Origin of the sequence: Agrobacterium sp. CMT1, assembly GCF_037203725.1 — a bacterium.
Taxonomy (GTDB): Bacteria; Pseudomonadota; Alphaproteobacteria; order Rhizobiales; family Rhizobiaceae; genus Agrobacterium; species Agrobacterium pusense.
Genome location: NZ_JBBCAR010000013.1, coordinates 223,099 through 243,466 on the forward strand (window position 1 = coordinate 223,099; position 20,368 = coordinate 243,466).

The 20,368-nt window shown below is 58.8% G+C and carries 14 protein-coding genes; 9 read left to right on the forward strand and 5 right to left on the reverse strand.

Annotated elements, in window-relative coordinates:
- Positions 1-180: 180 nt before the first annotated feature.
- The gene (locus tag WA845_RS16155) at positions 181-756 is read left to right on the forward strand and encodes a PRC-barrel domain-containing protein (protein ID WP_004437975.1); all 576 of its coding nucleotides are present in this window, start codon (positions 181-183) and stop codon (positions 754-756) included.
- Between the two features lie 97 nt (positions 757-853).
- On the opposite strand, the gene galE is transcribed toward WA845_RS16155, so the two are convergent.
- From galE to WA845_RS16170, 3 genes are all read right to left on the reverse strand, one after another.
- Positions 854-1,837, reverse strand: coding sequence for a UDP-glucose 4-epimerase GalE (gene galE / locus WA845_RS16160; protein WP_004437978.1), 984 nt, complete (start codon positions 1,835-1,837; stop codon positions 854-856).
- A 171-nt stretch (positions 1,838-2,008) separates the two neighbouring features.
- Positions 2,009-2,446, reverse strand: a complete 438-nt coding sequence (locus WA845_RS16165) for a hypothetical protein (RefSeq protein WP_004437980.1) — start codon at positions 2,444-2,446, stop codon at positions 2,009-2,011.
- A 4-nt stretch (positions 2,447-2,450) separates the two neighbouring features.
- Positions 2,451-2,795: a DUF883 family protein gene (locus WA845_RS16170; protein ID WP_004437983.1), complete on the reverse strand. Its 345-nt coding sequence runs from the start codon at positions 2,793-2,795 to the stop codon at positions 2,451-2,453.
- Positions 2,796-3,072: 277 nt separating this feature from the next.
- On the opposite strand from WA845_RS16170, the gene nspC reads away from it, so the two are divergent.
- Both nspC and WA845_RS16180 read left to right on the forward strand, forming a co-directional pair.
- The gene (gene nspC / locus WA845_RS16175; protein ID WP_112556666.1) at positions 3,073-4,170 is read left to right on the forward strand and encodes a carboxynorspermidine decarboxylase; all 1,098 of its coding nucleotides are present in this window, start codon (positions 3,073-3,075) and stop codon (positions 4,168-4,170) included.
- Positions 4,171-4,229: 59 nt separating this feature from the next.
- Entirely contained in the window at positions 4,230-5,468 is a 1,239-nt protein-coding gene (locus WA845_RS16180; protein WP_004437987.1) for a saccharopine dehydrogenase family protein, read from the forward strand.
- A gap of 292 nt (positions 5,469-5,760) precedes the next feature.
- Here WA845_RS16180 and WA845_RS16185 read toward each other — a convergent pair whose 3' ends face one another.
- Complete coding sequence (locus WA845_RS16185; RefSeq protein WP_337322451.1) at positions 5,761-7,608, reverse strand: DEAD/DEAH box helicase; 1,848 nt, start codon at positions 7,606-7,608, stop codon at positions 5,761-5,763.
- Positions 7,609-7,998: 390 nt separating this feature from the next.
- Between WA845_RS16185 and WA845_RS16190 the strand changes: the two genes are divergently transcribed.
- From WA845_RS16190 to clpB, 6 genes are all read left to right on the forward strand, one after another.
- On the forward strand, positions 7,999-9,276 hold the full coding sequence (locus WA845_RS16190; protein ID WP_006698035.1) for an aspartate kinase: 1,278 nt from the start codon (positions 7,999-8,001) through the stop codon (positions 9,274-9,276).
- Positions 9,277-9,450: 174 nt separating this feature from the next.
- Positions 9,451-11,718, forward strand: coding sequence for a phosphoenolpyruvate--protein phosphotransferase (gene ptsP, locus WA845_RS16195; protein WP_112556664.1), 2,268 nt, complete (start codon positions 9,451-9,453; stop codon positions 11,716-11,718).
- Positions 11,719-11,747: 29 nt separating this feature from the next.
- On the forward strand, positions 11,748-12,827 hold the full coding sequence (prfA, locus tag WA845_RS16200) for a peptide chain release factor 1 (RefSeq protein WP_004437995.1): 1,080 nt from the start codon (positions 11,748-11,750) through the stop codon (positions 12,825-12,827).
- Positions 12,824-13,693, forward strand: coding sequence for a peptide chain release factor N(5)-glutamine methyltransferase (gene prmC / locus WA845_RS16205; RefSeq protein WP_035210709.1), 870 nt, complete (start codon positions 12,824-12,826; stop codon positions 13,691-13,693). Before prfA ends, prmC begins: the two co-directional genes overlap by 4 nt.
- A gap of 395 nt (positions 13,694-14,088) precedes the next feature.
- Positions 14,089-14,871, forward strand: a complete 783-nt coding sequence (locus tag WA845_RS16210) for a DUF4167 domain-containing protein (protein ID WP_112556662.1) — start codon at positions 14,089-14,091, stop codon at positions 14,869-14,871.
- A 363-nt stretch (positions 14,872-15,234) separates the two neighbouring features.
- Positions 15,235-17,859 carry an ATP-dependent chaperone ClpB gene (gene clpB, locus WA845_RS16215; protein ID WP_006698032.1) on the forward strand — a complete coding sequence of 875 codons (2,625 nt, stop codon included), beginning with the start codon at positions 15,235-15,237 and terminating at the stop codon, positions 17,857-17,859.
- A gap of 67 nt (positions 17,860-17,926) precedes the next feature.
- On the opposite strand, the gene WA845_RS16220 is transcribed toward clpB, so the two are convergent.
- Positions 17,927-19,873 carry a M23 family metallopeptidase gene (locus WA845_RS16220; protein WP_006698031.1) on the reverse strand — a complete coding sequence of 649 codons (1,947 nt, stop codon included), beginning with the start codon at positions 19,871-19,873 and terminating at the stop codon, positions 17,927-17,929.
- Positions 19,874-20,368: the final 495 nt, after the last annotated feature.

A 20,368-nucleotide genomic window follows, 5' to 3' on the forward strand; every position in this document is an offset into this window, starting at 1 on the left:
TACCCCATTGGCAATGGCTGATTTCTTACCTTTGGTTGTTGTGGTTCACGACATCTCCCAAAGCCGTGATTGAAAAAATCGGAACTATTTGGACAACCATGCCGTTTGCCAGTCGAACCGGTCGAAGAGCGGAAAAATGTTTCCGCCGGCCAGTTGAGAACGATGAAAGGAAGGTACGAAATGGCAAAGAAACTTACGATCCTCGTCACCGCCGCCCTCATGGGCACGACGGCTTTCGCGCCGCTTGCCATCGCTCAGGGCACGACGCAGCCCGCGCCGGCAAATCCCAGCGCACAGACTGAACCGGCGACGCCGCCAGCGACGCCCATGGCTCCTGCAGCACCCTCGGCCAATGACAGCGCAGCCACGACCACCGGCGGAGCCTATCTGACGGAGCAGGGCGAAACGCAAATCAGCGCCAATGACTATATCGGCAAGTCTGTCTACACAGCGGCCGATGAGAGCATCGGCAATGTGACGAACCTCATCATGGAACAGGACGGCGGTCTGGTTGCAGCGGTGATCGGTGTTGGCGGCTTCCTGGGTATCGGCGCCAAGGACGTGGCCGTTCCCATGGACAAGGTGACGATGACGCGCAACGCGCAGGACGGCACCATTCGCCTGACGACGACCGAAACCGCGGAAACGCTGAAGGCAGCGCCGGAATTCAAGACGCTGGAGCAGAAGACCAGCGAGCAGAACGCGGCAACCCCGGCGGCACCCGACAGCACCACCACTTCGGCGACAAAGCCGTAAATCCCATACCTGGGAGGCAGGAGCGGGAACAGGCGCCATCCGCCGTCCCGCGGGAGACACCGGCCGTCGGCCGGTGTCTTTTTATCAACTGACTGGTTTATTCACCCGCGTTCCGCGACGAATGCCATGCCCAGGCGGATTTGATGATATCGGAAAGAGAATAGCGCGGTTCCCAGCCCAGAACCTCTTTCGCCTTTTCGTTATTTGCCACCAGTGTTGTCGAATCGCCATCCCGACGCCCGGTATATTCGACGGGGAAGGGCCGACCGGAGACTTCCGAAATCGCTGCCAGCAATTCTTTGACCGTTGTGCCCGTGCCGGTGCCGAGGTTGAGTTCCACGGTTTCTCCGCCCGCCAGCAGATAATCCACTGCACGCACATGGGCGTCGGCGAGATCGAGAATGTGGATGTAGTCGCGCACGCAGGTTCCATCGCGCGTGTCGTAATCCGTGCCAAATACCTTGAAACCCTGACGCCGGCCGAGTGCGGCCTCGATGGCCAGCGGGATCGCATGGGTTTCCGGTTTGTGCCATTCGCCGATGCGGCCTTCGAAATCAGCTCCTGCGGCATTGAAGTAGCGCAGCATTACCGAGCGTAGCCCCTTATAGGCGCTGTAATCCTTCAGCGCCTGCTCGACCACCCATTTGGTGCGGCCATAGGGGTTGATCGGCGCCTGCCGGTGCGTTTCGTCGATCGGGACCTGTTCCGGCAGACCATAGGTGGCGCAGGTGGAGGAGAATACGAAGGCATTGACACCGGCATCGATGGCGGACGAAAGCAGGTTGAGCGAGCCGATGACGTTGTTGTCATAGAAAGCCACGGGCTGCTTGACCGATTCACCGACCTCGATCAGTGCCGCGAAATGCAGAACCGCCTCCGGCCGGTGTTTGGCGAAGACTTCGTCCAGCCGCGCCCGGTCGCGAATATCGCCCTGTTCGAAAGGCCCCCAGCGGACGAATTCCTCATGCCCGTTGGAGAGATTGTCAAAAACGACGGGTTCATACCCTCTTTCAGAGAGGAGAAGGCACGTGTGCGAACCGATATAGCCGGCACCACCGACGACAAGGACTTTCTTCTTCATCAATTGCCTTTCAAAAAATTACGGATGCGCCGAGACTGTATGTTACTTTGTTTAAATAAGGGCGGCGTGACGCAGTGCGCCATCAACCAGTCTATCCTTCGCGGGTAACATAAAAAAAACCGCGCATCCATGGGCCGGATGCGCGGTTGGTGTCGCTGGCGAGCCAAGAAGTTACTTGGTCTTTTTTGTACCTGCTCTCGTGGCGAGAAACCCGGCTGCGACGGCGACGGCAAGTGTCGCATAGGGGCGCGCCTGTATCGCGAGTGAAAGCAACGACTGAAGAGCAAGCGGCGCCGCCGTCAGCGGCGCTGCGGCGGCGAGTGGCGTGACCGGCCTCGTTGCATAGACCCTTGGACGCTTCAGGATGGCGAGTGCCACAAGCATGATGACTCCAAGCAGAAACGCAGATCCGGCGACGACCAGGGCTGCAGGGCCTGCGCCAACGTGCCGGGCGAGGTAAATCGATCCGGCTACAACCGCCGCCACGAAGGCTATCAGGAAAAATATTCCCGCCAGCACCGATAATATGATGACAGAGCGCAGTCGTCTCGTGACGACACGCCCTTCACGCTGGGTCTCCCCCAGATAGACCAGCAATGCCTCAAGCATGAGCTTATCGACGTGTCAGGAGGGCAAGAACGAAACCGACGCCGACCGCAATGCCGAGCGACTGGAGCGGGTTTCGCTGGACCTGGTCCGTCAGATTGTCATTCAGCGTTGAAATCTCGTTGCGCACGGTATCCGCCATGTCGCTCGATGCGGAGATGGCATCGTCCGCAACACGGGCGGCCTGAGCTTTCAGCTCATGCGAAGCACCGACGCCAAGCGCCTTCACGCTCTTGGCAAGATTTGCCAGATCTTCGCGAAGCTGGGCGAGCTGCGCGGCCACATCGGCTGCATCACCGCTTTCGAGGGATTGCTGGATCTTGTCATTAACGCTGCTACGCACGCTTGCCATGAGTGAAGTCCTTCTTGAACATCGTTGATGGAGATGGCGACATGTCCATGACTGACGCCGCTTGACTTTCATTACGGCGGCAGAAATTACCCGCCTGTCCGTGATTGAAACGCAGCGACACCGACTTGGTTCCGCAACGTCATGTGTTTTCTTCGTCCCGCTCGACGCGCCTCATTTTTAAGGAATTAGCCCCCGGACATTTGTTTTCCTGTAACAAGCATCATATAAGGCCCATCATCCAAGACCGACCTTGACTTCAATCAATATGTGAAACGAGATGTTGCAGACGCCATATTACCTCATCGACAAGACAAAACTTCTTCGCAACATGGAGAAGATTGCCTATGTGCGGGAAAAATCCGGTGCCAAGGCGCTCTTGGCGTTGAAATGCTTCGCCACCTGGTCGGTGTTCGACTTCATGTCGCAATATATGGATGGCACCACTTCCTCCTCGCTCTATGAAGTCCGTCTTGGCCGCGAGAAATTCGGCGGTGAAACCCATGCCTACTCCGTTGCCTATGCCGATTACGAGATCGACGAGGTGATTGCGAATGCCGACAAGATCATCTTCAATTCTATTGGCCAGCTGGAGCGCTTTGCCGACAAGGCGTCCGGCATCACGCGCGGTCTGCGCCTCAATCCGCAGGTCAGCTCCTCGAGCTTCGATCTCGCCGATCCCGCACGTCCGTTCAGCCGCCTTGGCGAATGGGATGTCGCCAAGGTCGACAAGATCATGGATCGCATTTCCGGTTTCATGATCCACAATAACTGCGAAAACAGCGATTTTGCCCTGTTCGACCGCATGCTGACGCAGATCGAGGAAAAATTCGGATCACTGCTGTCGCGTGCCGAATGGGTCAGCCTCGGCGGCGGCATTCATTTCACCGGCGACGATTACCCGCTCGACCAGTTCTGCGACCGTCTGCGTGCCTTCTCAGAAAAATACGGTGTGCAGGTGTATCTTGAGCCGGGCGAAGCCTCGATCACGAAGAGCACGACGCTCGAAGTGACGGTTCTCGACACGCTGTTCAACGGCAAGAACCTCGCTATCGTCGACAGCTCCATCGAAGCGCACATGCTCGATCTTCTGATCTATCGTGAGAGCGCCAAGGTATCGCCGAACGAGGGCGAACATCCCTATATGGTTTGCGGCAAGTCCTGCCTCGCCGGCGATATTTTCGGCGATTTCCGTTTCGACAAGGAGCTGAAAGTGGGTGACCGCATCTCCTTCCAGGACGCAGCCGGTTACACCATGGTCAAGAAAAACTGGTTCAACGGCGTGAAGATGCCGACGATCGCCATCAAGGAACTCGACGGCTCGGTTCGCGCCGTCCGTGAATTCGACTTTGCCGATTTCGAGCAAAGCCTGTCTTAAACCCTGTTTCAACATCCAACGAAGCTCATCCCTGCGGGGAAAAGGAGGCATCACCTGAAATGAAGAAGAACGTTCTGATCATCGGCGCCGGTGGCGTAGCACAGGTCGTGGCGCATAAATGCGCCCAGAACAGCGATGTATTGGGAGACATTCATATTGCGTCACGGACTTTGGAAAAGTGCCGCAAGATTGTCGAGTCCGTACGCGAAAAGAAGAGCCTCAAGACAGATGTGAAACTTGAGGCCCATGCGCTTGACGCGATGGATATCGAGGCGACGAAAGCCTTGATCAACAAGACCGGCGTACAGATCGTCATCAATGTCGGTTCGGCTTTCGTCAACATGTCCGTTCTTCGTGCCTGCATGGACACTGGTGTTGCCTATATGGATACGGCGATCCACGAGGATCCCACCAAGATCTGCGAGACGCCGCCGTGGTATGGAAACTACGAGTGGAAGCGTGCTGAAGAATGCAAGGAGAAGGGCATTACTGCCATTCTCGGTGTCGGTTTTGACCCGGGTGTCGTCAACGCCTATGCGCGTCTTGCCAAGGATGAGTATTTCGACAAGGTCACCTCGGTCGATATCGTCGACATCAATGCCGGCAGCCATGGCCGCTGGTTCTCCACCAACTTCGATCCGGAAATCAACTTCCGTGAGTTCACCGGGGTCGTTTATTCCTGGCAGAATGGCCAGTGGCAGACGAACCAGATGTTCGAAGTCGGCCAGGAATTCGATCTGCCTGTCGTCGGCAAGCAGAAGGCCTATATGACCGGCCATGACGAAGTGCATTCGCTGTCCAAGAACATGGACGGCGCCGATGTCCGCTTCTGGATGGGGTTCGGCGATCACTATATCAATGTCTTCACCGTGCTGAAGAACCTCGGGCTGCTCTCCGAAAAGCCGGTCAAGACGGCTGAAGGTCTGGAAGTCGTGCCGCTGAAGGTGGTCAAGGCCGTGCTGCCCGATCCGTCTTCGCTGGCGCCCGATTATGTCGGCAAGACCTGCATTGGTGATATCGTCAAGGGTATCAAGGACGGCAAGGAACGCGAAGTCTTCATCTACAACGTGGCTGACCATAAGGAAGCCTATGAAGAAGTCGGCTCGCAGGGCATTTCCTACACAGCTGGCGTTCCGCCGGTTGCTGCCGCCATGTTGATAGCGACGGGCGAATGGGATGTGAAGCAGATGGCAAACGTTGAAGAACTGCCACCGAAGCCGTTCCTGAACCTTCTGAACAAGATCGGTCTTCCGAACCGCATCAAGGACGAAAACGGCGACCGCGCGCTGGAGTTCTGATTGCCGGTGTTGTGATTGCGTTAAATAGAAAGCCCCGCGAAAGCGGGGCTTTTTGCTGAATCTGTCGACCTGAATCGATTGCAAAGTTTTCGCATCCCCACTCCGTCACCCCGGACTTGATCCGGGGTCTAGCGCGATCAAGTCTTTGATCGCAAAAGGGTCTTCTCACGACGCAGACGCGTCGTGGCTGGATGCCGGATCAGGTCCGGCATGGCGGAGGAGGTCGTCGACCGGCTTGGGTCCCACAAAAAGGGACCCATTTTCTTGCAAGAGCTAAAAACGAAGGGCGTCCTCAGCCCTTTGTCGGCTTTGGCCCACGCTTTTCGAATGGCTTGTCCTTCTTGCCCTCATGTTTCGGCTTGTCGCCAAAGGGCTTTTTCTTTTTCCAGGGCTTGTCTTCGCCCTTGCGATCATCGGGGGGGGCGCTCGCGTTGTCGGACTTGCTGAACTTACGCTGGGCCTTGGCCGGCCGCGTGTCTTCGCGGAAGCCGCCGGTCATCTCGGGTTTGCCCTCAAGCGCCTTGAGGCGAATGCCCTTTTCGAGCGTCATGTCCTTGCCGATGGCGGAGGTGAAGCGGTCGACGGCGTCGGCTGCCAGTTCCACGAAGGTTTCAGTCTGTTGCATGCGGATCGCGCCGATATCCTGGCGGGTGATCTTGCCGAAACGGCAGAGCATCGGGATAAGCCAGCGCGGTTCCGCGCTCTGCTTGCGACCGACAGACAGGGAGAACCAGGCACTGTCGGAGAAATCGGACCTATCGCGGCGCGGAGCGTTGTTTTCGGGTGTTTCGAAACTGTCGCGGCGCGGCTTGCGGGTGTTATCAAGCGCGACTTCAAAAATGTCTTCCGGTGCCGAACGTCCCGCATGATAAAGGCGCACGAAGGCCGCCGCGACTTTTTCCGCGCCATGCTGTTCCAGCAGCTTGGTCACGAAATCGCGTTCGTCATCCGCCACTGCTTCGCTCAGCGTAGGATCGGCCAGAAGCCGGGCGCCGTCGCGCTCGACGATCTCTTCAACGGAGGGTGGGTGTACCCATGCGGCACTGACCTTGGCGCCTTCGAGCAGGCGCTCGGCCTTGCGGCGCTGGCTGACCGGCACCACGATGGCGCTGACGCCCTTCTGACCGGCGCGGCCGGTGCGGCCCGAGCGGTGCAGAAGCGTTTCGGAATTGGTCGGCAGGTCGGCATGGATGACGAGTTCGAGGCCGGGCAGGTCGATGCCGCGGGCGGCAACGTCTGTCGCCACGCAAACGCGGGCGCGGCCGTCACGCATGGCCTGCAGGGCATGTGTGCGCTCGTTCTGCGTCAGTTCGCCGGAGAGAGCCACGACGGAGAAGCCACGATTGTTCAGGCGGGCCGTCAGGTGGTTCACCGCGGCGCGGGTGGAGCAGAACACGATGGCGTTGCGGGCTTCGTAAAAGCGCAGCGCATTGATGATGGCGTTCTCGCGATCGGAAGGCGAAACCAGAAGCGCGCGATATTCAATATCCACATGCTGCTTCTGTTCGGAAGCGGTGGCGATGCGCACGGCGTTCTTCTGGTAGCTTTCGGCCAGCTTGGCGATGCTGCGCGGCACGGTGGCCGAGAACATCAGCGTGCGGCGATCTTCGGGCGATTCCTCCAGAATGAATTCCAGATCTTCACGGAAGCCGAGGTCGAGCATTTCGTCGGCTTCGTCGAGCACGACAGCGCGGATCGATGAGAGATCGAGTGCATTGCGCTTGATGTGGTCGCAGAGACGGCCGGGCGTGCCGACGACGATATGAGCACCGCGCTCCAGCGCCCGGCGCTCATTGCGGATATCCATGCCGCCGACGCAGGAGGCGATGGAGACACCGGCAAATTCGTAAAGCCATTCCAGCTCGCGCTTGACCTGCATGGCCAGTTCGCGTGTGGGGGCGATGGCAAGCGCCAGAGGGGCAGCGGCCTGGCCGAAACGGGTGTTGTCACGCAGCAGCGTGGTCGCAAGCGCGATGCCGAAGGCAACGGTCTTGCCGGAACCGGTCTGCGCGGAAACCAGCGCGTCCTTGTCGGCAAGTTCCGGCGCAAGCATGGCCTGCTGCACGGGGGTCAAATCTTTGTAGCCGCGTTTTTCCAACGCCTGCGCGATCGCCGGGGCGATACCCTGGGTGTCTGTCATCTACCGTCTTTCGGATATGAAGCTGCCCGCATCCGCCCGAAACCAATAGATCCTAAAGTCTCCGGGGCAGCCGATACAGGCCATTTCGGCCATCTGGCCGGTTGCATTGCCGCGCTCATACTGCGAATGGGCCGATTTGTACAGTGCACCGCGGTACGCTCTTTTGCGGGTGCTTTATCCCGCCGGCGCGTCAGTGCGCCATTGTTGCATGTTCAGGCTCCCGAAAAAGGCGTACCGCATGGTTCATAAACGGCATTGCGTGGCCCCCGCCTTTTCGCTAAGAGACCCGCAACTTGAGGCTCTTTGTCAGGAAGAGCCGACTGGGTTTGTTCTTGTCCGTCCGTCTTTTGAAAGAGCCGGCGGGAAAATGGGATGGTACTGGTCAAGGCTATGGCTCGCATTGTCATGAAATTCGGCGGCACGTCCGTCGCGAACCTCGAACGCATTCACAATGTCGCCCGGCATGTGAAACGCGAAGTGGATGCCGGCCATGAAGTGGCCGTGGTCGTTTCCGCCATGTCCGGTAAAACCAACGAACTGGTTGACTGGGTGCAGAACGCAGCAAAGATTACGGGGAGCAATGCCGCCTCCTTTTATGATGCGCGCGAATATGACGCGGTTGTTGCATCCGGCGAGCAGGTGACGTCAGGTCTTCTGGCGATCACGCTGCAATCCATGGGCATCAATGCGCGCTCCTGGCAGGGCTGGCAGATCCCGATCCGCACCGATAATGCGCATGGCGCCGCCCGCATTCTCGAGATTGACGGCTCGGATATCGTGAAACGCATGGGCGAGGGCCAGGTTGCCGTTGTTGCCGGTTTCCAGGGCATCGGTCCCGATAACCGCATTGCAACGCTTGGCCGCGGCGGCTCCGACACCTCGGCCGTTGCCATTGCCGCTGCCGTGAAGGCGGATCGTTGCGACATCTATACGGATGTCGATGGCGTCTACACGACCGATCCGCGCATCGAGCCCAAGGCTCGCCGCATGAAAAAGATCGCCTTCGAGGAAATGCTCGAAATGGCGTCGCTCGGTGCCAAGGTCCTGCAGGTCCGCTCGGTCGAGCTTGCCATGGTACACAAGGTGCGCACCTTCGTTCGCTCCAGTTTCGAGGATCCCGATGCGCCGGGCATGGGCGACCTCATCAACCCGCCCGGTACTTTGATTTGTGACGAGGATGAAATCGTGGAACAGGAAGTCGTAACCGGCATCGCCTATGCCAAGGATGAAGCACAGATCTCGCTGCGCCGCGTGGCCGACCGTCCGGGCGTCTCCGCCGCGATCTTCGGGCCTCTGGCGGAAGCGCACATCAATGTCGACATGATCGTGCAGAACATTTCCGAAGACGGTTCGCGCACCGACATGACCTTTACCGTTCCTTCGGGCGACGTTGCCAAGGCGCTTAAGGTTCTCGATGACAACAAGGCCCAGATCGGCTTCGACGTTGCACAGAACGAAACCGGCCTCGCCAAGGTTTCGGTCATCGGCATTGGCATGCGCAGCCACGCGGGCGTTGCCGCCAGCGCATTCAAGGCACTGGCCGAGAAGAACATCAACATCAAGGCGATCACCACGTCCGAGATCAAGATTTCGATCCTGATCGATGGCGCCTATGCCGAACTTGCGGTTCGCACTTTGCATTCTGCTTACGGCCTCGATAAGAGCTAAGCCGAGACATCGGTTCCCGATGCTCCGATTCTTCGGAGTTGCGTTCTTCCGATGTGGCGTTTCATGAAAGCGTGTCCCTTGCGGGACGCGCTTCTCGCGCTATAAATTTTTAAATGACGTTTTGATTCCCGAATATTATGACATTCGGATCGGAAGCGTCGGGGAGCAAACGCGATGAGAGACCTTTCCGCAGGTCCGCGCGTCCTGCTCAAGCGGCTGCGCGAAATGATGGCGGAGCACCTTGAACCGCAGGACCGCCTTGACCAGATCGTCCGTCAGATCGCCGGCAACATGGTGGCGGAGGTTTGCTCGGTCTATGTGCTGCGTTCCGACAGCGTGCTTGAGCTTTATGCGACGGAAGGTCTCAACAAGGATGCCGTGCATCTTGCCCAGCTGAAAATGGGGCAGGGTCTTGTCGGCACCATTGCCGCTTCCGCCCAGCCGCTCAATCTTTCCGATGCGCAGGCGCATCCCGCATTCCGCTATCTTCCTGAAACCGGTGAGGAAATTTATCATTCCTTCCTCGGCGTGCCAATTTTGCGCTCCGGTCGCACTCTTGGCGTTCTTGTGGTCCAGAACAAGGCCAGCCGAACATACCGGGAGGATGAAATTGAAGCGCTCGAGACAACCGCGATGCTTATCGCTGAAATAGTGGCGAGCGGCGAGTTGAAGAAGATCACACGCCCCGGTGTCGAGCTGGACCTGACGCGTGCCGTCTCCATCGACGGCGACGCCTATGGCGAAGGCATCGGTCTTGGCCATGTGGTGCTGCACGATCCGCGCATTGTCGTTACCAACCTGCTGAACGAAGATGCGGACACGGAAATCCGTCGCCTTGCCGATGCTATCGGCTCGCTGCGGCTCTCCATCGATGACATGCTGCAGCGCCGTGACGTGCCGACCGAAGGCGAACACCGCGAGGTTCTCGAGACCTACCGCATGTTCGCCCACGATCAGGGCTGGGTGCGACGCATGGAAGAAGCGATCCGCAACGGCCTGACGGCGGAAGCGGCGGTCGAGAAGGTGCAGAGCGATACCAAGGCGCGTATGATGCGTCTCACCGATCCTTATCTGCGCGAACGTATGCATGATTTCGACGATCTCGCCAACCGGCTGCTTCGGCAGCTCATCGGTTTTGGCGGTCGTGGTCCGGAACAGGATTTCCCGCTCGATGCCATCGTGCTGGCCCGCGCCATGGGGGCGGCCGAACTCCTGGATTATCCGCGCGAAAAACTGCGTGGTCTGGTGCTGGAAGATGGCGCGGTGACCAGCCATGTCGTCATTGTGGCCCGCGCCATGGGCATTCCGGTTATCGGGCAGGCGACGGGCATTGTCGCGCTTGCCGAAAACAACGATCCCATCATCATCGATGGCGATGACGGCCAGGTGCATTTGCGTCCGATGTCGGATCTGCAACGCGCCTATGAGGAAAAAGTGCGTCTGCGTGCCCGCCGGCAGGAGCAGTTCCGCGCACTTCGCAATGTCGAACCGATCACCAAGGACGGCCAGAAGGTCAACCTCAAGATGAATGCTGGTCTTTTGGTGGATCTGCCGCAGCTGGATGAATCGGGTGCCGATGGCATTGGACTGTTCCGTACCGAGCTGCAATTCATGATCGCTTCCAACATGCCGAAGGGTGAGGAACAGGAGGCCTTCTACCGCTCCGTCCTGCGGCAGGCGAAGGGCAAGAGCGTTACCTTCCGCACGCTCGATATTGGCGGCGACAAGGTCGTTTCATATATGCGCGGCCAGGAGGAGGAAAACCCGGCGCTTGGCTGGCGGGCGATCCGCCTGTCGCTCGACCGGCCGGGGCTGATGCGCACGCAGATGCGCGCGCTTCTGCGTGCCGCTTCCGGTGCAGAACTGCGCATGATGTTGCCGATGGTGACGGAAGTGTCCGAAATCCGCGCTGCACGCGACCTGCTGCAAAAGGAAGTACAGCATCTTTCGAAATTCAGCCATGCGCTGCCAAAAAAGCTGCAGTTCGGCGCCATGCTGGAGGTGCCGGCGCTGATGTGGCAGCTCGATGAGCTGATGCAGGAGGTGGATTTCGTCTCCGTGGGTTCGAATGATCTCTTCCAGTTCTCGATGGCTGTGGATCGCGGCAACGCCCGTGTTTCGGATCGCTTCGACAATCTCGGCAAGCCGTTCCTGCGCATGCTTCGCGATATCGTGCGGGCGGGCGAAAGGCATCAAACTTCGGTTACGCTGTGCGGTGAAATGGCGAGCAAGCCACTTTCGGCAATGGCTCTTATCGGGCTTGGATTCCGTTCGATTTCCATGTCGCCGACGGCGATCGGCCCCGTGAAGGCCATGCTGCTCGGGCTCGATGCCGCAAGTCTTGCCGAAGAGTTGAATGCGGCGCTGGATGATCATAATTCGCTGGAAAGCGGGCGCGAGGTGTTGTTACGCTTTGCGGCGACGCATTCCATTCCCATTTAAAAAGAACTGTTTCATAATTGGAGTGACTGGTGGCGAAGCTTCCCGTCGAAAAAATGCGCGAGTTGGAAAGACGTTTCGGCGAGATCGAAGCGCGTATGTCGGCCGGGCCTGCTGCGGATGTCTATGTGAAGCTCGCTTCGGAATATTCCGAGCTCGAGCCGGTGGTGAAGAAAATTCGCGAATACGAGAAGGCGATCTCTGAGGCCGCCGATCTCGAAGCGCTGCTTGCCGACAAGACGACCGACAAGGATATGCGCGAACTGGCGGAAATGGAGCTTCCGGAGATCGAGAGCCGTATCGAAGAGCTCGAGAAGGACATGCAGGTCCTGCTGCTGCCGAAGGATGCTGCGGACGAAAAAAGTGCGATCCTCGAAATACGCGCCGGGACCGGCGGTTCCGAGGCGGCACTATTTGCCGGCGATCTGTTCCGCATGTATGAGCGCTTTGCTGCTTCCAAGGGCTGGAAGGTGGAAGTGCTCTCCGCAAGCGAGGGTGAAGCCGGCGGTTATAAGGAAATCATCGCCACGATCAGTGGGCGAGGGGTGTTCTCCAAGCTGAAATTCGAGTCCGGCGTTCACCGGGTGCAGCGCGTGCCGGAAACGGAAGCAAGCGGCCGCATCCACACGTCTGCGGCCACCGTCGCGGTGCTGCCGGAAGCGGAAGAAATCGATATCGAAATCCGCCCGGAAGACATCCGCATCGATACGATGCGTGCGTCGGGCGCCGGCGGCCAGCACGTCAACACCACCGATTCCGCCGTTCGCATCACCCATTTGCCGACAGGGCTGATCGTGACGAGCTCGGAGAAATCGCAGCATCAGAACCGCGCCAAGGCCATGCAGGTTCTTCGTTCACGGCTTTACGATATCGAGCGCCAGAAGGTGGACAGTGAACGTTCGGCCGACCGCAAGAGTCAGGTGGGCTCCGGCGACCGCTCCGAGCGCATCCGCACCTATAATTTCCCTCAGGGCCGTGTCACCGATCACCGTATCAATCTCACGCTCTACAAGCTGGACCGGATGATCGAAGGCGAGATTGATGAGCTCGTGGATGCGCTGATCGCCGATTATCAGGCGGGGCAGCTGGCGCAACTCGGCGAGCAGCATTGAGCGCGCCGGCCGGGGCCACTGTCGCAAGTGAACTTGCCGCGGCCCGCAAGCGGCTGCAGGCGGCAGGGATCGCCGATCCACTTCTCGATGCGCGTCTCCTGATTGCCGAAGTCGTCGGTTTTTCGTTGACCGACTTCGTGATGAAGCCGGACCGGTCGCTCACGACCGAGGAGCAAGCCCGAATTGATGCGATGGTTGAAAGACGCGCCGCCGGCGAGCCTGTTCACCGCATCCTGGGCCATCGGGAGTTTCATGGCCTGGATCTTCTTTTGTCGAGGGAAACGCTCGAGCCGCGCCCTGATACGGAGGTTCTGGTAGACACGCTGCTGCCTGCCTTGAAGGCTGCCGTTTCAGCCAGGGGCAGCGCGCGTATTCTCGATCTGGGCACAGGCACGGGGGCGATCTGTCTCGCGCTTTTGAAGGAATGCCCGGAGGCGACCGGTGTCGGCAGCGATATCTCCGCCGACGCGCTGGAAACAGCCTCGAGAAACGCATTCCGAAATGATCTCGGCGGTCGTTTCGAACCCGTTCAAAGCGACTGGTTCGAAAAAATCTCTGGCCGCTTTGACATAATTGTGTCGAATCCGCCTTATATAAGAAGCGATATCGTCGCAACGCTTGACCGAGAGGTTCGTCATCATGATCCTCTGGCGGCGCTGGATGGAGGTCAGGACGGCCTTGCACCGTACCGCCTCATCGCTGCCGAAGCAGGCCGCTTTCTTGTGGAAAACGGGATTGTCGGTGTGGAGATCGGTTTCGATCAAAGGCTTGATGTTTCCGCTATATTTTCTTCCCACGGCTTCTCTCTTCTGGACGCCGTGAAGGATTATGGCGGTAATGATAGAGTTTTGACCTTCCGGAGATAGTTGACGGCGATATGTCTGCGGAATTTTTTGCAAGGATATTTTGCACAGCAAAAGAAAAGGCTTGGATTTCCGCGGGAAGCGGGATAGTTTGCGGCCACATGCCGGGTGGCTGAGGACGAACTGAGATTCGTCAGGGTATGGGTCAGTCCCGAAGCGGGTTCTTTAAAGAGCCCTGAAAGGCTGGGCGTTTCCGGCATGTGAATCAGTAAACTTTGTTCGCAGACGGCTCGGTGCAGCATTTGCGCGACCGGTCGTCTTACGCGAGGTCTTGTCCGGAGGTATCTCGGCAGGGCGCGTGATGGAGCAATTTCAGGAAAAATTTCCAGCGGTTTTCCGCCCGGAATTGCATGAAAACAACCAGATTATCAGCAAAACAGAATTCAGGTGAGCAATTGATGAGGCCAGGACAGCAAAACAAGCGCGGCCGGGGGCGTGGAAACAACAACAATAATAATGGTGGCGGTAACAACAACTTCAACCGCAAGGGCGGTAACCCGCTGACCAGGACTTATGACAGTTCCGGCCCCGATGTTAAAATCCGTGGCACAGCCCAGCACATAGCGGAAAAATACGCGGCTCTGGCGCGCGACGCACAGAGTTCCGGCGACCGCGTGATGGCTGAAAACTATCTGCAGCACGCTGAACATTATAACCGCATCATCGCGTCGGCTCAGGCGCAGATGCAGGAACGCTTCCAGCGCGACGACCGCGGCGAGTATAATGCCGCCGATGCCGACGAGATGGATGTGAACGATGGTGACGAAGGCGCCATTGCACCGCAGCATCAGGCCGAACAGGCCGAGCGCGCGCAGCAGCCCGAACGCCAGGAGCGCGCCGAACGGAACGAGCAGCGCCAGGAGCGCCGTGACCGTCCCGACCGCCGTGAGCGGCAGGAGCGTCAGCCACGCCAGCAGGTGAGCGCAGATCAGCAGCCTCCGGTTTATGACGCCAGTCAGGCGCCGCAGCCCGTCATCGAGGGTACGCCAATGGAGGTGGCCGTCGAAGAGGAACAGCAGCAGGCGGAAGCTCCAGCCGAACGCGCACCGAAGACGCGCCGGGCGACCGGTCCGCGCCAGCGCCGTCCACGTCGCACTGCGGCTGCCGAAGGTGCCGAAGGTGAAGATGCAGGAGCCGGTGAAGAGGCCGCTCCCGCCACGCTTGAAAACGCCGCGGAATAACAGCGCAGGCAGACATGCCCCAGACTGAAAAACTCCGGCTCGCCGGAGTTTTTTTATTTTGGCGCGCCAAAGTCTATGGCTGCGCGCGCCAGCATGGCTAGCAGGGTGAAGCTGACGCCCGTCAACTTCCTGGGAAAATTTCTCGACGGCCGGATTTCTTCCCCTTTAAACCGATGAAAATGCCTCCCATATTCGAGCAGGATGGAAGGTTGCCGACACTGCTGGCGACCGACCATCGAGAGGCGGCGATCGTGAAATCCTTAAACACGACTGTCGTAGCGGGGCTTGCCTTTTGAGGGAGCCTCAACCCTAACACCCGGAGCCGTGCCGAAAGCGGGCGGGCCGGTCTATGGAGGTTCGACTATGAATATTGAAAAATACTCCGAGCGCGTTCGCGGTTTTCTGCAATCGGCGCAGACCTTTGCGCTGGCCGAAAACCATCAGCAGTTTTCGCCCGAGCATGTTCTCAAGGTGCTGCTCGATGACGAGCAGGGTATGGCGGCATCGCTGATCGAGCGGGCTGGCGGCGACGCGAAAGAAGCGCGTCTTGCCAATGATGCCGCGCTGGCAAAATTACCCAAGGTATCCGGTGGCAATGGCGGCCTTTCGCTGACGGCTCCCCTTGCAAAGGTGTTTTCCACCGCCGAAGACCTGGCCAAAAAGGCTGGCGACAGTTTCGTGACCGTCGAGCGTCTTCTGCAGGCGCTTGCGATTGAAAGCTCTGCTTCCACTTCGGCTTCCCTGAAGAAGGCCGGCGTGACGGCGCAGGCGCTCAATCAGGTCATCAATGATATCCGCAAGGGCCGCACGGCTGACAGCGCCAATGCCGAACAGGGCTTTGACGCGCTGAAGAAATTCGCGCGCGACCTGACCGAAGAGGCCCGCGAAGGCAAGCTGGACCCTGTTATTGGCCGCGACGATGAAATTCGCCGTACCATTCAGGTGCTGTCTCGCCGTACCAAGAACAATCCCGTGCTGATCGGTGAACCTGGCGTCGGTAAGACGGCGATTGCCGAAGGCCTCGCCCTGCGCATCGTCAATGGCGATGTGCCCGAAAGCCTCAAAGACAAGAAGCTGATGGCGCTCGATATGGGCGCGCTGATCGCAGGTGCGAAATATCGCGGTGAGTTCGAAGAGCGACTGAAGGCTGTCCTCAACGAGGTGCAGTCTGAAAATGGCGGCATCATCCTCTTCATCGATGAAATGCATACGCTGGTCGGCGCCGGTAAGGCGGATGGGGCGATGGATGCCTCCAATCTGCTGAAGCCCGCGCTTGCCCGCGGTGAGCTGCACTGCGTTGGCGCCACCACGCTCGACGAATATCGCAAGCATGTGGAGAAGGATCCGGCCCTTGCCCGCCGTTTCCAGCCCGTGCTGGTGGATGAACCGACCGTTGAGGACACGATCTCGATCCTGCGCGGGTTGAAGGAAAAATACGAACAGCACCACAAGGTCCGTATCTCGGATTCGGCCCTGGTTGCGGCTGCGACGCTTTCCAATCGCTATATCACCGACCGTTTCCTGCCGGATAAGGCAATCGACCTGATGGACGAAGCCGCGTCGCGTCTTCGCATGCAGGTGGATTCCAAGCCGGAAGAACTGGACGAACTGGATCGCCGCATCATCCAGCTCAAGATCGAGCGCGAAGCCCTGAAGCAGGAGACGGACCAGTCTTCTGTCGACCGGCTCAAGAAGCTCGAGGATGAACTGGCGGATACGGAAGAGAAGGCCGATGCGCTGACGGCCCGCTGGCAGGCGGAAAAGCAGAAGCTCGGCCACGCCGCCGATCTCAAGAAACGGCTGGACGAAGCTCGCAACGAACTGGCGATCGCGCAGCGCAACGGTCAGTTCCAGCGCGCTGGTGAATTGACCTACGGCATCATTCCGGGGATCGAAAAGGAACTGGCTGCAGCGGAAGCGCGGGACAGCAGCGGTGCCGGTTCGATGGTTCAGGAAGTGGTGACGGCGGACAATATCGCGCATGTCGTTTCCCGCTGGACAGGTATTCCGGTTGACAAGATGCTCGAAGGCCAGCGCGAAAAGCTGTTGCGCATGGAAGACGAACTTGCCAAGTCCGTTGTCGGGCAGGGTGAGGCCGTTCAGGCCGTGTCCAAGGCGGTTCGCCGTTCGCGTGCCGGCCTGCAGGATCCCAACCGGCCGATCGGTTCGTTCATCTTCCTGGGCCCGACGGGCGTGGGCAAGACCGAGCTGACCAAGTCGCTGGCCCGCTTCCTGTTCGACGACGAAACCGCGATGGTTCGCCTCGACATGTCGGAATATATGGAGAAACACTCCGTTGCCCGGCTCATCGGTGCGCCTCCCGGCTATGTCGGTTACGAGGAGGGCGGCGCTCTGACGGAAGCGGTTCGCCGCCGGCCTTATCAGGTTGTGCTGTTCGACGAGATCGAAAAAGCGCATCCGGATGTCTTCAACGTCCTGCTGCAGGTGCTGGATGATGGCCGCCTGACGGATGGCCAGGGCCGCACCGTCGATTTCAAGAACACCATCATCATCATGACCTCGAACCTCGGTTCGGAATTCATGACGCAGATGGGTGACAATGACGACGTGGATTCGGTTCGCGAACTGGTGATGGAGCGTGTCCGGTCGCATTTCCGGCCGGAGTTCCTCAATCGTATCGATGATATCATCCTCTTCCATCGCCTGCGGCGGGACGAGATGGGTGCCATCGTGGAAATCCAGTTGAAGCGGCTCGTTTCGCTGCTGGGAGACCGCAAGATTTCGCTCGAACTGGATGAGGATGCCCGTAACTGGCTTGCCAACAAAGGCTACGATCCGGCCTATGGCGCGCGTCCGCTGAAGCGGGTGATCCAGAAGGCGGTTCAGGACAGGCTTGCGGAAATGATCCTTGGCGGGGAAATCCCCGATGGTTCGCGGGTCAAGGTGACCTCTGGAACCGACCGGCTGCTGTTCAAGGTCAAGCCGCCAAAAGCCGAGGCCGACACTGAGGCCGCCGACGCTGCATAAAAAAAGGGCTCCGGAAACGGGGCCCTTTCCTATAAGCGGACTCTGTTGATCTGAAATCCCCTGCCGATCAGCGGCTTGCCACCTGATTGGACTTTTCTTCGATATTCAGCAGATTGTCGATGCGTTTTCTCTCGTCGGAGAAACGCGCCAGCGCCTCGCCGGAAAGCGATTTGCCGCCCGGCAGACGCACCTTCATCGCGTCCACCTTGGTGCCGTTGACGATCAGCTCGTAGTGCAGATGCGCGCCGGTCGAAAGACCGGTCGACCCCACATAGCCGATGACCTGACCCTGCCGGACCTTTGCCCCCTCGGTGACCCCCTTGGCGATCGCGCTCTGGTGGTTATAGGAAGAGACATAGCCATTGGCATGGCGGATCAGGGTCTGGTTGCCGTAACCGGAAGCCCATCCGGCCTTCTCGACAGTGCCGTTACCCGTTGCGATAATCGGCGTGCCCCGGGCGGCGGCCCAGTCTGTTCCCGTATGCATACGGCTGAATTTCAGCACGGGATGGCGGCGCATCCCGAAACCGGAGGTCATGCGGCCGTTTGGAACCGGGTTGCGCAACAGGAACTGCCGGATGCTTTTGCCGTTTTCATCGAAATAATCGATGCTGTTGTCTTCCGGATTCTGGAACCGGTAAAAGCGTGTCTCGTTGTCGCCGAACTTGGCATTGACATAGAGCAGCTCCGACTTGTCCGTCGCCTTGCCATCCGCATCTTCCACGGAGAAGAAGGCTTCGAGCGTATCCGCGGGCTTGAGCTGCGCCTGGAAATCGACGCTGCTGGCCAGAAGCTTGATCAACTGCGAAACCATGCCCTGGTTCATGCCGTAAGCAAGCGCGGCGCGGTACACCCCGTCATAGACGCTTGGCAGATCGCGCCCCGCCGCAGGTGCGGGTGTGCTGTCAAAGGCGGTCGCCACCGCGTCCAGTTTCGGTGGTTCGCTGGCCTTGATGAAGCGCTTGCGGTCATCGACGGCCATGGTGACCATGTGGCGGCCCTTGCGGTAAAGGCTCACGCGCACGATATCGCTTTTCTCGTCTTCCTGAAGGATGCCGACGCGCAGCACGTCGCCGCTTTCCACATTGTTCGACTGGATTTGCGGTGCCAGCAGGCCGGCAATCTCCGAAGACTGTGCCTTCGAATAACCCGCGCCGAAAAGCGCGGCCTCGATGGTTTCGGTCTGGCGGGCCGGGATCACGTCATCGGCATATTCCTTGACGGGAACGGAGGCCGATTGTGGTGTCGAGACCGACATGTTCTGTTCGACGACGCGGGCGGCCAGGCCGGCGGTGATGTCGACGTCGCCTTCGTCATTATCGAAACGGCGTGGATCGATGTAATAAAGCGCGGCAAGCTGTTCGTTGCCGTCCGTCAGGATCGAGCCGTTGGAACGCACGGCTTCCTCCACCTCATCGAAGCTCAGCGAGCCGGCGAAGGGGAATTTGGAATGCTGCACGGGAAAGGCAACGGTCTTCAGGCTGACTTCGGATTCGACCTCGGAACCGTAAATCGTTCCCGTCCTGCTCGGTGCGGGTGCCGATGCGTCCTTGTCGTCATTGCTGGCGAAGATATTGAGGGGATCGAAGGCTGGATAGTCGTCCTGCTTGGCGTAATTTGCCGCAAGCGGAATTTTCACGTGGGAGAATGGCACCTTTCGGACCACTTCCTTGTCGCCTTCGTTGATGACGGTCGAGACTTCCATGATCGAGCGGTCAGACGGTCGCGCGGCAATATTCGGTGCCACGAGGCGCGTGCCGCGACGGGCTGCCTCCGTCACGTTGTTGCCCATATCCGCCTTGGCGAAGGCTTCGGCGGGGATGGCAAGCTGCTGACGTCCGTCTAGAGCGGCAAACAGGGCCACACCCATCAATATGGAAGAGGTAATACCAGTGAGGAACGTGCCGGAAAGCCATCGAAGCGAAATTTCGCGGCGATCGGGTGCACGTCGCCCTTCCGCCAGAATTGGCGGTTCCGTGCCTAGCGACCGGATCACGTTGCGATCCGCAGTCATACTGGCTGTGCCCCGTCGGTCATGCGCTCTCCAGAAACTTCAGGCGAAGATGTGCAACTTTCAAAGCCGCGAGTCAAATCCATCGACACCATGGCTAAAGGTTTGCAGCGCGCTTTATAGGATATGCGCAGGCATGCCCCATGTTAACGCTTCGTTGACAAACCAATTAGTGAGGAACCGGGCCAAAAGAAGGCACGCCCCGGTTCTTGCGGGCCTTCGGGATCTTCTCCTGTGCAAAATCGCTGCGTTTAACAGGGCCCCGTCGTCCGGCATTTCCAGGAAACCGAAATAACATATTAAATCCAGATACTTGTCGAATTTTCTGAGTTTTTCGAATTTGGCCTGTTGACTTGTTCGGTGGGGTTCTCTTATAAGTCCGCTCACTGAACGAGGGCGGCGGCGCTGCTGGCGACGAAGTCTTTCGTTCTAAATAAATCAAGGAATGAGCTGGTTGCTTGTTTGGTTTCGAGGCCTGATGGTTTCGGGGATTTGATT

Bases quoted from the DNA above. Each gene is read 5' to 3' on its own strand.
- WA845_RS16185 (WP_337322451.1), bottom strand. From the start codon at position 7,608: ATGACAGACACCCAGGGTATCGCCCCGGCGATCGCGCAGGCGTTGGAA.
- clpB (WP_006698032.1), top strand. From the start codon at position 15,235: ATGAATATTGAAAAATACTCCGAGCGCGTTCGCGGTTTTCTGCAATCG.
- WA845_RS16220 (WP_006698031.1), bottom strand. From the start codon at position 19,873: ATGACTGCGGATCGCAACGTGATCCGGTCGCTAGGCACGGAACCGCCA.
- WA845_RS16165 (WP_004437980.1), bottom strand. From the start codon at position 2,446: ATGCTTGAGGCATTGCTGGTCTATCTGGGGGAGACCCAGCGTGAAGGG.
- galE (WP_004437978.1), bottom strand. From the start codon at position 1,837: ATGAAGAAGAAAGTCCTTGTCGTCGGTGGTGCCGGCTATATCGGTTCG.
- ptsP (WP_112556664.1), top strand. From the start codon at position 9,451: ATGAGAGACCTTTCCGCAGGTCCGCGCGTCCTGCTCAAGCGGCTGCGC.
- WA845_RS16210 (WP_112556662.1), top strand. From the start codon at position 14,089: ATGAGGCCAGGACAGCAAAACAAGCGCGGCCGGGGGCGTGGAAACAAC.
- WA845_RS16190 (WP_006698035.1), top strand. From the start codon at position 7,999: ATGGCTCGCATTGTCATGAAATTCGGCGGCACGTCCGTCGCGAACCTC.
- WA845_RS16180 (WP_004437987.1), top strand. From the start codon at position 4,230: ATGAAGAAGAACGTTCTGATCATCGGCGCCGGTGGCGTAGCACAGGTC.
- WA845_RS16170 (WP_004437983.1), bottom strand. From the start codon at position 2,795: ATGGCAAGCGTGCGTAGCAGCGTTAATGACAAGATCCAGCAATCCCTC.
- WA845_RS16155 (WP_004437975.1), top strand. From the start codon at position 181: ATGGCAAAGAAACTTACGATCCTCGTCACCGCCGCCCTCATGGGCACG.
- nspC (WP_112556666.1), top strand. From the start codon at position 3,073: ATGTTGCAGACGCCATATTACCTCATCGACAAGACAAAACTTCTTCGC.